Origin of the sequence: Streptomyces sp. MBT53 (assembly GCF_016654115.1) — a bacterium.
GTDB lineage: Bacteria > Actinomycetota > Actinomycetes > Streptomycetales > Streptomycetaceae > Streptomyces.
This window is the reverse complement of sequence record NZ_JAEQAZ010000072.1, coordinates 1-13,952: the sequence shown is the minus strand read 5'-3', so window position 1 is coordinate 13,952 and position 13,952 is coordinate 1. Positions and strand designations below refer to the sequence as shown.

The window sequence follows — 13,952 nt, the reverse complement described above, 5'->3', positions numbered from 1 at the left end:
CGGGCTCGCCGAGCCGCGCACCGGCCGTCGTCTCGGACTCCGACGGGGGAAGAACCGGGTGCTCGATACGGGGGGTCGGCGACGCGTCCCTGACCGGCGAGTCGGCGCGGATGAGCGCGGGCTCGGCGGGGGCGGTGTCGGATTCCCCGTGCGTGGGCGCCCGCGGAGGCTCGGCCTGTCGCGTGGTGGATCCTTCGGCGGGCGGGACGGGGGAATCGGAACGCGGACGGGCGATATCGGCGGGCGGGAGAGGCGAGCCGTCGTTCCGGGGCTGTTCCGGTTCCCGGCCCGTGAAGCGGAACTCCGCCGGGGCGTGGACGAGTTCGGCGTCATTGAGGCCCGGACGGAAGCGCAGGAGCGGTTCGCCGCCCTCTTGGTGGGAGTCCACGATCTTGCTGAAGATGCCCTTGCTGAAGGGCGTGGTCGGCTCCCAGTCCATGTGCGCGCCGTGCATGACGGCCATGTCGTCGGTCATCATGGTGTTGACGACCGCGTCGTACGGATCCCCCTTCAGCCGGGTACCGCCCGGTGTCCTGATGTCGAACACGTCGTGATCGCCGGTGATCTCGATCCAGTTGTCCTGGCCGTCCCTGCCGTACACCAGGCCGTTCTCGACCTTGAACCGGCCCTGGTCCCGGAGGTCGGCCATCACCGGCGCCAGGGCCTCGAACTCCTCGGTGCGCTGCGTGAACCGCCTTTCGAGCTGTTCCCAGGTCCTGTCGTCGAGGTTCCCGCGTTCGGGCAGGACCGGCTCGAAGTAGCCGATCAGACCGCGGTGTTCGTCCTTGGCGCCGAGCAGCACGTCCAGGTCGTTGACGGACTTCGCCTTGATGTCCTTGGGCTTCGGCAGCTTTCCCTGATCGAGCCATTTCGGGGCGGCCGTGTTGGTCGGCCGGACGTCGATCACGAGATTGCGTGCCCGCGCCAGATTCCGGAACTTGCCGAAGTTCTTCTCCGGCATCCCGTACTGCGACCGGGCCACGGCCGGGGACACCACCCGCGAGTCCCCGTGCCCCGAGCCACCGGCCGACTCAAGACCGGAATGCGCCTGTTGACCGGTCTCCGGCGCGTGGGTCGGCCGGTCGGTCACGTCGGCCATCGGGGCACGGGGGGACACCTCGTCGGGGTGCGGAGCGGACGCCTCCCGGGCCACCTGCAGCATGGGGGGCGTGTCCGTTCCGTAGAAAACGGCCTTCACGCCGTCGGACATCGCGAGGAACTCGTTCTCATGCTCGTAGAGGAAGAGGGTGTGCTCGCGTTCCCCCTCGATCGGCGCTCTGCTCTGCAGGTACGTTCCGAAGACCTGGTGCAGCGGAATCTCCTGCGAGGTGACCCAGAACGCCCCCAGCGCGTGGTTCTGGGTGTCGTGCTGGTCCTTGTACGGCTCCACCAGGCTGTACGAATCCGCTGGGCCGCGCCGCAGATCGACCTGGGCACGGGGGGCCGGGGTGGGACCACCGTTGGCTTCATCGACCACGGATCGCTTGTCCAGGCGCAGAAGTTGGACAACACCCCTGTTCCGGTCCACGTTCGGCATCTTCACCCGGGTCAGGATCTCGTGGGTGAAGACGTGCTGGGCCACCATGCTCCGCACGTATCCCGAGGGGAAGTTCAGCACCGGCACGGCATCCACGTGACCCCTGTCCGGGGCCTCGTCGTCCTTCACCCCCGGGCCGTCGAGGCGAGACATGTAGAAGCCCTGGTCATGCCGTGGCGGACGGAAGTGGCTCATCATCACCTTGAAGCGCAGCGCCTCAGTGGTGTTGGAGCCGTGCGACTGCTGTACGGCCCAGCCCGCCAGCCAGTCGCTGTCGCCGCCGTTCTGCTTCACCCAGGCGTGGAACCGCGCCGACACGCCGTCGGGTCCGTGCAGCGAACCGCCGATCGCTCCGGTCGGATCGTCCGGCGAGACCAGAGCCCACGGCGTCGCGACGTCCGCGTCGGCCGGGATCCGTTCCCCCCAACGCTCGTTCACCACCAGCTCCTGCGGCAAGTCGCTCAGGAAGTCGCTCTCCCCCATGAGCATCTGCACCCGCAGGAACTCGCTGCGGTACTCGGGAGTCCAGTGGCCGTCCTTCAGGGACTCCTCGGTCCTCAGCAGACGTTCGGCACGCTCGCGTTCCCGATCGTCCGCCCCTTCCGTGCGGACGATCTCCTTCGCCCGCTCGGTGATCAGGTGGAGCCGGCGCGCGGCCGCGGCCGACATGGCGTCGTACGCCTGTTTCCGGTATTCCCAGCGCGGCCAGCCGCTCCCGTCCTCCACCGGGAGACGTTCCGCCTCACTTTCGTGGGAGTACGCCAGCGGGGTCGTACTGATCGTGTCGTCGGACCGCCGCTCCTTGACGGCCACACCGAAGGAGACGAAGTCGTCGTCCGCCCACAGTGTGTGTGCCTCGAAGGGCCCGGACGGCAACGCCTCCAGCACAGGTACCGACGGAGGAGGCACCGACGCCTCTTCGACGACCGGCTGGTGTCCGGCGGCCTCGGTGTGCCCTGTCGGCTCCTCGGTCTCCCGCGCCCCGGGGCGGTCCTGGGCCTGTCCTTCGCTTTCCGCCCAGATGTGGTGCTGCGCCATCGCGTCGGTGGGAGCCGGTGCCGTCCAGCGGAACGGCCCCGGCACAGCGGTGGGGACGCGCCTGGCCGGCGTGTCACTTTCCGCGTCGCTCCAATCCGGCTCCGGCTCGTCGTCGGAGTCGGAGTCGTACTGCCGCCGCCTCATCCCCGCCTCCATCGCCCTGGCGAGATCTGCGGCGGTCATGGTGCGCGGGGCCACGACCGGCGGCATGTCCTGCGCGGAACCGTCCGACGTCTTGTAACGCTCCGGTTCGGAGACCGGGTCGACCCACATGTGACTGCGCTTGTGGGCCGTCGCCGCGACGTGCGCCTGCTCCCAGTCGGCGTCGTGCGCGACTCCCAGATTCTCAAGGTGGAGCTCACCTACGACAGCGGCGCTCAGCTGTAGATGACGCTCGCCCAGACCACCCCTGCGCAGCCCCTCGGGCGAGTCTGCGTGGAAGTTGCCCATCAGTCCGCCCTTCACATCGGGACGGTGCGGAACAGCGTGGTCACGGTACTCGTCCCGCAGGTTGAGCGTCTGGTGACCCAGCTCGTGGGCGTATTCGATGGGTTGCGCGTCCGTCCGCCATATCCGCTGGTCCATGACCCTGTCGCCGTCGACGAGATCGACCGTCAGGTGCGCCTCCTCGCCGGGCGTCGCGCGGACCACGGTGACGTGCAGACGGTCACCGGTACCAGGAGTGTGGTCCGTGCCGGGCAGGTGGTACTCCGGCGCGTTGAAGTACTCCTCGACCCCGGCCGTCACCTTGGCCCAGACGGCGTCCGTGTCGTGCCCTCCGCCACCGTCGCGGAAGGCGATCTTGACCGTGAGGTCGGTGACCGGCTCGCCCCGGAACATGAACCGCCGGGCCTCGAAGGTGGACCGGACGGCGATGCGGGGCTTGCGGTCGAGCTCCATCCGAGGGGGCGAGGGCGATCCGTCGGGGCGCCCACCGGGGGGTGGAGTGGGGTCCGGGACCGGCGCGGCGGCCTCTTGGCGGGGCCGGCCGGCGACTGCCGCGGTCTCCGGCTGCGATACGGCGGCTGTCGCGTGCGCGGTGGCACCGGCACCGGCCTTCACCTCGGGCTGCGTCGTGCTCGCGACGGCGTTGGACTCCGTCGGTCCGACGGTTTCCGGTCCGGCGGCCTGCGTACGCGTTCCGGCGGCCGACGGAGTGCCGGACTCCGCGCGGACGGGCGACGCCGGGCCGGTGGAGCCGGTGCCACGATCGGGGCCCGTGCTCGCCGTGGACGGACGCGTGGAGCCGGTCGCAGCGGCGGTGCCGGAGCCGCTGGTGGTCGTGGGGCCGCTCACGTTCGCGGCCGTGGTTCCGGTGCCGGCAGTGCTGCCGCCACCCGTCGTGCCGCGGGTCGCCGTGGTGGTGGGCGCCCCGGCGCGGGTGGCGGACGAGGCGCCGGCGGTGGCCGTCGTCGCACTCGCCGTCGTGCTCGTCGTCGTGCTCGACGCGGTGGTGACGGTGGTCGTGAATCCGGGCAACCCGTTTTCGTGCTCGGCGGTGACGGGAGTGGACGCGGCGTGGGTCGTCTCGTGCACGGCCCCCGCGTTCCCGGTACGGGAGGCGCCGTGCCCCGTCTCGCCGGTGCCGGCAGCCGGACTGGACGTGGCTGCGGAACCGGTCGTGTGCCCGGTCCCGTTCGTGCCGGTCGTCGCCGTGCTGTCCGTCGGTTCCTTGAAGGTGTCCGTGCCGGGCAGTGCCGTCTTGTCGGCCGGCACCACTCCGGGCAGGTCGAACGTGAGCGCCTCCGGCACGTTCACATGGACGGGGTCCACCTTCACCGTGTCGCCCTTGCCGCCGAACCGACGCTTCCCGCCGCCGCCCAGCGCACCCAGCGCACCCGCGCTGATGGACGTGCCGAACTCGTCCTCCCCGCTGTGGTAGATGCCGTACATGATCCCGGCGGTGCCGATGCCGGTGGCCGCGCCGAGGATGCCCTTGCCGAACAGTGAGTGTGCGAACTTCGGCGCCAGGACGCCCCCCACACCGAAGAAGATGCCGCCCACGGCCCCGCCGATCGCGCCCGACACCACCGCGGAGACGGTGTTCTGGGTGGACCACTCGGTGCGGTCGCCCTTGAGGAACTGGATGGTCTGGACGGCGACGTCGAGGCCGACGTTGAGGGCGACACCGGTCGCGATCGAGATGAGGAGCCGGCGCAGGATCATCTTCACCGCGACGCGTGCCGCCGTGATGGCCAGCGGGATGACCTCGGGCGCGAAGAAGATCCACTCGGCGATCTGTGCGGCCAGCAGGATGAGCTGGCCGAGGATCATGTACTTGGAGTACTCGATCTGGACGGCGGTGCTCTTGCCGAGCTTGCCCAGCTGGTTGGCGGACTCCGCCATCTCCGGGAGGCTGGACTCCAGTTGCGTGACGAAGGCCTGGAACTGGTCCGCTACCTCCCCGCCCACGCTCGCCAGGACTCCGTTGCCGGACGCGCCGAGCTGCCCGCTGATGCCCTTGAGTTCCTGCGCGGCCTCGTTCCACGCCTGGCCGAGGGCATGCAGGTGGTCCTCGTTGCCCTTCGGCCAGGCCTGTCCGACCGCCAGCCGTGCGACCCAGGCCAGCTCGGGGGGCATCTCGACGCTCATGCTCGGGGACTCAGCGCCGCGTGTGGTGCGTCGACGAGCCGCTCGTCGTCACGGAGTCGGCGGCGGGTGTGACGGCGCGGAGGGTCTCCACGTTCTGTTCCTCGGTCCGCGCGAACCCCTTGGCCATCGTCCGGATTCCTTCGACGGTGCTGTCGAGCACGTTGCCCGCGCCGGTGATGCCGTCGCTGAGCTGCCGCTTGGGCTCGGCGTACTGCTCCAGGAACTGCCGTCCGCTCTCGTCGTCGCCCCAGCACGCGCCGAGGGACTCCAGGCGGCCGTCGAGCTTGGTGGCGATGGACCGGATCCGCCCGGCCAGCTCCTGCATCTGCGGGGCCGCCTGTTCAAGCCGTTCGGTGTCGACGGAGAAGGTGCCGTCAGTCATCGGAGCCTCCCTTGAAGCCGTGGTCCACGTAGTCGCGTACGGAGTCGGGCATGGCCGGGTCCTCGGGCAGGACGGCGGCCGGGTCGACCCGGCCCTGGAGCAGGTCGGGCACGGTCACACCGGGCGGCAGCCGGTCGGCGAGCACGCCCGCGACGCCCTCCAGCGCCTCGGCCCTGGCCTGCCGCAGGGTGGTGAGCAGTACGTCGGCCAGTTCCTTGGGCGCCATGCGCCGGTAGGCACCGGTGGGGAACTCGATGGCGGTGACCTCCCCCTGGGCACCCACGGTGATCTTCACCGTCTGCCGGGGAGCGGTCACGGTCGACGTCGTCTCGTTGATCCGGCGCCGGGTCTCGGCGGCCTCGTCGCGCTGGCGGCGGTACTGGTCCAGGAGGTCCTCGATCTGCTGGTCGTACGGACCGGGCATGTGAACTCGTCTCCTTTCAGGGGGTGTTCGGCGGGCGGGAGGTCAGGTCAGAGGGCGGCGGCGGAGTCCCCGGGGACGGCACCCCAGGTGCTCTCCGGCTGGACCAGCAGGTCGGCGATCCCCCGGGCGGCCGGCTCCTCCTCCGGTTCCTCCTCGACCTCCTCCTCGGGCTCCTCCGGTTCGGGGCCGCCGTCGCCGCAGTACGCCGTCCCCAGGACAGCGCCGCTCACGCCGGCCGGCGCCCCGCTGCCGGTGCGGTCCGGCTGCCAGGTGCTGCGCGGCTCACCGGACGCCCCCGGACCGTCCGCCTCGGGGCCCGTCTCCCGCTCGCCTTCTGCGCGCAGGGCCCACAGCACGGGTACGAACGCGCCGGCGCCGGGCTCCCACGCGGAGAAGTCCTCCTCGCCGTCGTCGGCCAGCGGATGCAGGACCACACCACTCTCGTCGGGCGCGGGCAGCGGCAGCCCGTCGGACCCGACCGCGACCGTCGCCTCGGCGGTGGCCGGAGCCGTACGTCCTTCGGTCGCACCCTCTTCAGCCAGGCCCTCTGCAGCCGCACCTTCTTCCGCCGGTGCGGACTCCCCCGCGCCTTCGCCATCCGTGGCGCTCGCGCGGGCCGTCGCGGTGCGGGCCGCGGGTCCGTTCGCGTCGAATCCGGGCAGGTACGGCACCCCGGGCAGGGCTCCGGTGAGCGAACCGACCTCGTCGTCGCCGGTCTCCTGAGTGCCGTCCCAGGGTGCGGTGCTCGGGTCCAACAGCCCCGAGGCATCGGTCCGTTCGTTCGTGGCGTCCCGGCCCGCATTGGAGGCACCCATGCCGCCCATGCCCGGCATGTACGGCATCCCGGACGTGCTGAGCCCCTCCCCGCCGGCTACCGCGCCCAGCTCCGAGCCGACCTCGCCGCCGCCGGGGGTCTCCTCGCCCTCCCAGGGGTCCGCGCTCGCGTCGAGCAGCCCCGAGGCGTCCGTCGGCTCGGACGTCAGACCGGCACCACTGGCCCCCGTACCGCCCATCCCGGGCATGTACGGCATCCCGGAGGACGTCGCGAGCTGCGCGGGCGAGCCGGTGGACAGTCCGTCGGTGAGACCGCTGTCCAGCCCGTCGGTGAGACCGCCGGCGAGACCGTCCGCGATGCCGTCGCCGAGCCCGGTGTCGCCGAAGGCGGCCGGATCCGCGCTGGACAGGCCGCCGAGGGAGCTCTCCCCCTCGGATCCCAGGTCGCTGCCGCCAAGACCCGCCAGACTGCCGAGACCGCCCAGTCCGGCGAGGCCGGGGAAGGAGACGGGGTTCAGCGCGCTGTCGATGCCCGCGGGGTCGAGACCGTCGAGACCGAGGTCACCCAGTCCCGTGCCGTCGAGGCCGGTGTCGCCGAGACCGGACAGGTCGCCCGGGTAGGCGGTCGGATCGCCGGACGCGTCCAGGCCGGCGACGTCACCCAGGCCACCGATGCCGTCTCCCGTACCGGTTCCCCCGTCCAGGCCGGTGTCGGGGAAGCCGGACAGGTCCGACAGACTTCCGGTGTCGCCGGTCCCGGCGCCGAGATCGTCGAGGCCCCCGGTGTTCAGGTCAGGACCGTTCCCGTCGTTCCCCGAGCCGTCCGGATTGTTCGTCGGCGAGGTCACCGGAGTGGGGTTGACGACCGCGTCGGACGTGACCTGGTAGGAGTGCGCCAGGTTCTTGAGCACGGCGCGCATGTCGTCGGTCATCATCGCCACGAGTTCGGGCTTCTGACTGATCGGGATCAGTCCGTCGGACATCGGGGTCACGCCCATCAGGACAGCCTGGTGGGCGTACCAGACGTCGATCTCCGCGAGCTTGTTCTGCGCGCTCTGGAAGGAGATCGCGTTGTTGGCGAGCTGGTGGGGGATGGAGTGGTCACCGGTCGAACCCCCGGCCAGGACATCGGCGTTGGCCTTCACCTGACGGGAGAAGTTGGTCATCATCGTGAGGAAGGCGTCGGCGGCGCTGCCGCCCCAGGGGCCGTTGTCGCCGGCGAGCGCCTTGGCCTGGTCGACCAGGCTCTTCGTGACGGCCTCCAGGATGCGCTGGATGTCGAGGAAGGCATTGGCCGCGTCCATCAGGGACTGCGGGTTGGCGATGGACCGGGCGTGGGCCAGGTTCGCTTCGGTCCCGACCCCGGAGGACATGCCGTAGACGGCCGCCTTGATCTGCTTCCAGTCCCAGTTCTCGTAGTCCGTGACACTTCCGGAGTTGGTGCCGTCGGGATTGCCGAAGATCGTCCCGTCTTCGCCCTGATGGAAGCCGCCGCTGTTGTAGTCCGGCACTGTCGCCCTCCCGTGGAGCCACCGATGCGTTGTCCGACGAACCCGTACCTAGGTGGTCGTGGTGTTCGAGTTGCCGGTGCCGGTGTCGCCGGTGCCGGTGTTGGAGGTGGAGGTGGTGATGCCGGTGCCGCCGTTGGACGTCATCATCCGGTTGAAGTCTCCGGCGGTGGTCGTGAAGGCGTCACTGAGGTCGTGGGCCGACATGTTGTTGGCCTCCTCGGTCGTGGCGTAGTGCCGGCTCAGCGACCGCACGCCGTCGCGCAGGTCCGTCAGACCGGTGACCAGGGCCGAGAGGGCGTCGGTGTAGCTCTTCTTGAGACCGCCGTCGGCGTTCGCCCCGTTGATCTTCGTCCGCATGACGTTGGCGTGGTAGAAGGCGCCCGGCGCGATCGCGACGTCGTTCAGCTTGGTGGCGGCGTCGCGCACCGGCTGGATCAGCAGGTCGACGTTGGAGGCCAGCAAGTCCATCGACGGTGTGCTGATCGAGGTCCCGTTGTGCCCGTCGCCGCCGGGCACCGGCGGGGGCACGAAGTTGTTCCGGTCGTCGAGGATCCCCGGGACGTGCAGGACGTTCGTGCCGCCGTGGTAGCGATGGTCCCCGCTGGAGCCGGTGCTGTCGTCGTTGCCGCTGCCGTTGTCCCCGTAGTCGTTGTTGTTGATGTTCGGGTCACTGTTGCCGCTGTCGTCGTCGGCGTCCGTCTTCGCCATGTCACTGGTCCCAGAGGCTCACGCCTTGCCGCTCACCGGCGTGGTACGACTCGTTGATGTAGCCGAGGGAATTGGTCGCGTTCTGGGCCTGGGTCACCATGTCGGCGGCGGCCGCGTCCCACTTCGCCTTGGCGACGTCGTAGGTGCTGCGGGCGTCGCTGGTCCACTCGCTCAGGTGCACCTTGGCGCTGTCGTCCAGGTCCGCCAGCGCCGCCTGGATCTTCCCGCTGATCGCGGCCATCTCACCGACCACGTACTCGACCTGGTTCATGTTGACGGCATACGTAGGCATGGTTCGCTCCTCGTGTGTGCGGTGGTGGGGGGCTTCAGAAACCGGGCAGCGGGTTGGACATGTTCTTGTGCAACTGGGTGGCCGCGTCCGAGGTGTTCTGGTGCGTGGTGTGGTAACTCCCGGTGTTCGCCTGGAGCTTCTGCAGCATCAGGTCCAACTGCTGCTTCACGGTGCCGAAGTCGGAGAGCCAGGTGTCCATCGCGCCCTGGAACGTGGAGGCGGCGTCACCGCTCCAGCTGCTGCGCAGCGTGTCGATCTGGCTCTGCATCTGGGCGTACGTGCTGTTGACGTCGTCCAGGGCGGTCTGGAAGCTGCCCTGGGCGCTCAGCATGCCCGCGGTGGACACGGATGTGAGGTCGGCCATGACCGTCTCCTCTCGTAGCTGGTTCGCCGTGGTCGTTCCGCGGCTGGTTCATCGCGATCGCTGTTGGTGATGGTGACCCGGGGTGGTACCCGTCATGGGCCGGAAGCCGGGGGCGCTGCCCCGCCGACCGTGTTTTTCTGTCCCTGCGGCCCGTCAGCCCACCACCAGCGCGTCCTCCAGCGGGAGTTCACCCGCCAGGTCGCCGAGGACCAGTACGGGGGCGCCCGCGCGGGCGGCGATCCGGTCCGCCAACCGGTGTGCGCCGTGCGCGCCGTCGGCCGGGTCCTGTGCCGCGAGCGCCGCGAGTACGTCGTCGGGCACCTCGAAGCCCAATGTCGTGAGCCGCCGTCGGGTCAGCCCGGCGAGACCCGCGCCGCTCCACGGGGGCAGGGGAAGGTAGTCGGCGAACACCCCGGCCAGGTCCGTACGGGTGCGCAGCAGTTCCCTCAGTCGCGGGGCGCTGCCCGAGAGGACCAGGACCACGCCGTGGGGATCGCGCGCCGCCGCCTCCGCGGCCAACGCGTCGACGACCGTGTCCTGTTCGGCGTCCGCGCGGGACACGAGGGCGGGGTCGGCCTCCACCAACAGCAGACCGCCGGCCGCTCGGCGGAATACGTCGGCGAGGTACGCGCGCGGCTGCTCGGCCCATCGGGCCGGGACCTCCGGGAGCGACACCCGGGTGAGCGCGCCGGACGGGAGGATGCCGAGTTCCGCCAGATCCCTGCCGTACGCGGCGGCCACGGCCCGTCGTCCACTGCCCCGCGTGCCCTCCAGGACGACGTCCGCGAGCCCCGCGGTGCCCTGACCGAGCTTGACGAGGGTGTCCAGCCGCGCGGTCAGTGCGTCGGTGACGGGGCCGAGACCGCTGAGGGCGGCCAAGTGGCGGGCGGTAGGGGGCGGTACGGGTGTCTCGGGAGCCGCGGTGGGTGGTGGTGGGACGGGGCCGCCCTCGGGCGCAGGTGACGGTGAAGGTGTCGACGGCTGGGGGGCCGGGGTGACGTCGGCTGCGGTGAGCAGACTCAGTTCGCTGTCGTGGCCCGGCGGCTGGATGGCCAGCCGCGACGCCTGGGCGCCGATCATCGACTCGAAGACCTGGCGGGCGACCCGGCCGTTGCCGAAGGTCGGTCCCTTGGGGACGGTCTCGAAGTAGCGGGAGAGCGCGTCCACGGTGTCGTCGGACAGCTCGTAGTAGTGCTTGGCGCACAAGCCCCGGACGATGGTGACCAGTTCCTCCGGGGAGTAGTTGGGGAACTCGATCGTGCGGGCGAAACGGGACGCCATACCGGGGTTGGAGGCGAGGAACCGGTCCATGTGCTCGGAGTAGCCGGCCGCGATGACGACGATCTCGTCACGGTGGTCCTCCATCATCTTCATCAGCGTCTCGACGGCCTCCTGCCCGAAGTCCGGCCCCGTGCCCCGGGACTGGTTCGTCAGGGTGTAGGCCTCGTCGATGAAGAGCACCCCGCCCAGCGCGCGGTTGACGACCTCCGCGGTCTTGATGGCGGTTCCGCCGATGATCTGGGCGACCAGGTCGGCGCGGGCCACCTCGACGATGTGGCCCTTGCCGAGGATGCCGAGTTCGGCCAGCACCGCCCCGTACAGCCGGGCCACGGTCGTCTTGCCGGTCCCGGGCGGTCCCGCGAAGACGAGGTGGCGGCTCATCGGCGGCATGGGCAGGCCCATCTCGGTGCGCCGCTTGGTCACCTTGTTGAGGTTGATGAGCCCGGTGACCTCCAGCTTGACGCTCTCCAGACCGACCAGCGCCTCCAGTTCGGCCAGCGGCCCGGTCCCCGAGCGGGCGACGTCCCCGACGGCCGCCGGTCCGGGAGCCTCGGAACCCCCCGAGTCCCCTCCCCCGCCCCCGGCCGTGTCACTGCCGAGTCCCTCGTCCGCGCGGAGGCCCTCGTTGAACCCGTCTCTCGCCCGGTCGGCCGGAGGATCGCCGGTGTTGTCCTGGATGGCGCAGTTGTTGAGGTCGGTGCGTGCGTCGGCGTGGGCGTGGACGCCACGGCCGCGCGCGCCGGTCATCCGGCACCCGACGGCGGTGAACGAACCGCCCGCCAGTACCCGCACGGCGTCTCCGGGCGAACCGGTGAACTCGCAGTCGTGAGCGGTCAGTTCCGCGTCCGCGCCGACCTCCGCACCGCACTCGCGCAGTACGGATCCGGACACGAACACGCTCGCGGACCCGGCCAGCCCCAGTCCCGCCCCCTGTCCCTTGCCCCGCTCTCCGCCGCTCATCACGATCTCGGCGTCCCGCAGAGCCACCCGGGCGCCGCCCTCGGCCCGGACCCCTGCGCCCGAGGAGCCGGTGACGGTGAGCCGCTCCAGTTCGGCGGTACCGGAGTCGGCGGCCTGCACGGCGGTGGTCCGGGCGTCCCGGACGACGAGCCCGGTGGCAGTGGCGGTGGTCGCCGCACCGGTGACATGCAGCCCCACCGGAGTGCCGGTGATCGCGCAGTCCTCCAGCCGGGGCCGGGCACCCCCGGTGACCTGGATGCCGCTGCGGGCCGCGCCGGTGACCGCGCAGCCGCGCAGGTGCGGTGCGGCGCCGTCGGCGATGTGCACGGACTGCCCGCCCGAACCGGAGAACGCGCAGTCGGTGAGCGTGGTCTCGCCCCGGCTTGTCAGATACGCGTCCAGTGCGGTGCTGCCCGTGACGGTGACCCGGAGCAGGGCGGCGCGCGCCTCCTGCTCGACGGCTACGGCGGGCTTGCCGCTGCCGGTGATCAGGGTGTCCTCGACGGTCGCCGAGGCGTTGCCGTTGACGCAGACGCCGTTGCCGCGGGGGCGGTCGAGACGGCAGTCCCGTACGTCGAGTCGGCCGTGCTCGGCGACCACGACCGCCGAGGATCCGGCCTCGGTGACCTCGGTGTCGGCCAGTACGTTGTCGCCGCGCGAAGTGACCACCACCCCCGCGCCGTGCGGGTTGGTGACCCGGCAGCCACGGGCGGCCAGGGTGCCCTCGTGCCAGGCCAGCACCGCCGTCCACGCCTCCCCCTCGATCCGGCACCCCTCCAGCGCGGACTGCCCGCGCCGCAGATCGAGGACCGGGGCGTCGCGGTCGGCGCACGACAGGACGAGCCCGGACAGCTGGACCGCGTCTGCGTCGACGACCACCGTGCTCCCGGCCGACGCGTGCACCTGTACGGTCCCGGCGCCGCCCTCCGCGGCCAGGGTCACGGGCCGGACGATCACCAGCGACTCCTCGTACCGGCCGGGGGCGACCGTGATCAGCGCCCCCTCCGCGGCCTCGGCCAACGCCTGCGCGATCGTACGGTGGGCGCCCGGTCGGTCCGGGGAGACCGGCAAGACCTGCCTGCTCATGGCTTGGCTCCTTCTGTGCGGACCGCACGGGGGGTCACGATCAGTCCGGGCGGGTCGGCGCTCTCGGCCGCGGCATCGGTACCGGCGCGCTCCAGCGCGTCCAGGATCTTCTCCAGTCCCTTGACGGCGATCTCGTCGAGCTTCGCCGGTACGTCGCGCTGACCGCCCAGGCCGTTCCGGCCGCCGTGTGCGGTTTCGGACGGCGACAGCTCCCGCATCAGCACGACGGAGCCCTCGGTGCGCAGCACCTTGAAGGCGGTGCCGGGCAGGAACAGCACCCGGTCGGGAACGGCCGCGTCCAGCGAACTGGTCCGCCGAGCGGTCATCGACCAGATCAACACGTCGGTGGCGCCGCTGCCGGACGGGCCCGGGTGCAACGACGTACGGGCATGGCAGAACGCCCACTCGGTGGCCAGCCTGCCCTCGCGGTACCACGCACGCTCCGCCTCGCCGAGGCGGGTACGCAGCAGGGCCGGGCCGCGGTAGGAGGGCAGCCGGCGCAGTCCCGCCGTCACACAGCGCGCCAGCGGCACGTGCGGTCCGGCCGTCGCCTCGCGCACGACCGCGTCCGCCTGGCGGCTGTCGCCGGACAAGTAAAGGCGTACGGCGACCAGTTCGGTCAGCGCGTCCGCCACCTCCGTCCGGGATCCGCCGCGCAGGCCCGGTGACTCCGACATCACCCGCGAGACGGAACCGGCCACGGCGTTGTACTGCTCGCTGAGCGTCCGGCGCAGCCACTCCCGTTCCTGCGCGATCCCCCGCTCCGGCGGCAGCGCGCAGGCCGCGGCCCGGGGCACGGGCTGCACCCGAACCCCTGGCCCGCCGACCGCACCCCCGGCGACGGGCGGGGTGCCGGGCTCCGGGCCGGTCCTTGTGTCTGCGACCTGGGGATCCGCTGCCACAGGAGCGCCGATGTCCCCGACCTCCGAGATCTCCGGCTCGGGCGCACCGGACTCCAGCCGAAACCGGGGAGCGACGGGCGGGGCGAGGCGCTGTGCGGGGG

Annotated in this window: 7 protein-coding genes and 1 pseudogene; all 8 read right to left on the bottom strand. The window is 71.3% G+C overall.

From position 1 onward, the window contains the following. Positions 1-5,177: 5,177 nt before the first annotated feature. Positions 5,178-5,549 (bottom strand): WXG100 family type VII secretion target, encoded by a 372-nt coding sequence (locus JHN45_RS25475; RefSeq protein ID WP_201050772.1) that lies wholly within the window; start codon positions 5,547-5,549, stop codon positions 5,178-5,180. Continuing rightward, positions 5,542-5,973 (bottom strand): YbaB/EbfC family nucleoid-associated protein, encoded by a 432-nt coding sequence (locus JHN45_RS25470; protein ID WP_201050771.1) that lies wholly within the window; start codon positions 5,971-5,973, stop codon positions 5,542-5,544. Before JHN45_RS25470 ends, JHN45_RS25475 begins: the two co-directional genes overlap by 8 nt. A gap of 47 nt (positions 5,974-6,020) precedes the next feature. Next, the gene (locus tag JHN45_RS25465; protein WP_201050770.1) at positions 6,021-8,258 is read right to left on the bottom strand and encodes a WXG100 family type VII secretion target; all 2,238 of its coding nucleotides are present in this window, start codon (positions 8,256-8,258) and stop codon (positions 6,021-6,023) included. A gap of 48 nt (positions 8,259-8,306) precedes the next feature. Beyond that, the gene (locus tag JHN45_RS25460; protein ID WP_201050769.1) at positions 8,307-8,966 is read right to left on the bottom strand and encodes a hypothetical protein; all 660 of its coding nucleotides are present in this window, start codon (positions 8,964-8,966) and stop codon (positions 8,307-8,309) included. Position 8,967: 1 nt separating this feature from the next. Continuing rightward, complete coding sequence (locus tag JHN45_RS25455) at positions 8,968-9,258, bottom strand: WXG100 family type VII secretion target (protein ID WP_201050768.1); 291 nt, start codon at positions 9,256-9,258, stop codon at positions 8,968-8,970. 34 nt (positions 9,259-9,292) lie between these two features. Further along, a complete protein-coding gene (locus JHN45_RS25450) occupies positions 9,293-9,622 on the bottom strand; it encodes a WXG100 family type VII secretion target (RefSeq protein ID WP_201050767.1) in 330 nt (109 codons plus the stop codon). 153 nt (positions 9,623-9,775) lie between these two features. Then, the gene (locus tag JHN45_RS25445; protein WP_201050766.1) at positions 9,776-12,949 is read right to left on the bottom strand and encodes a right-handed parallel beta-helix repeat-containing protein; all 3,174 of its coding nucleotides are present in this window, start codon (positions 12,947-12,949) and stop codon (positions 9,776-9,778) included. Continuing rightward, positions 12,946-13,952 (bottom strand): annotated as a pseudogene (locus JHN45_RS25440) (hypothetical protein); the annotation flags it as partial. The pseudogene JHN45_RS25440 and the gene JHN45_RS25445, both read right to left, overlap by 4 nt.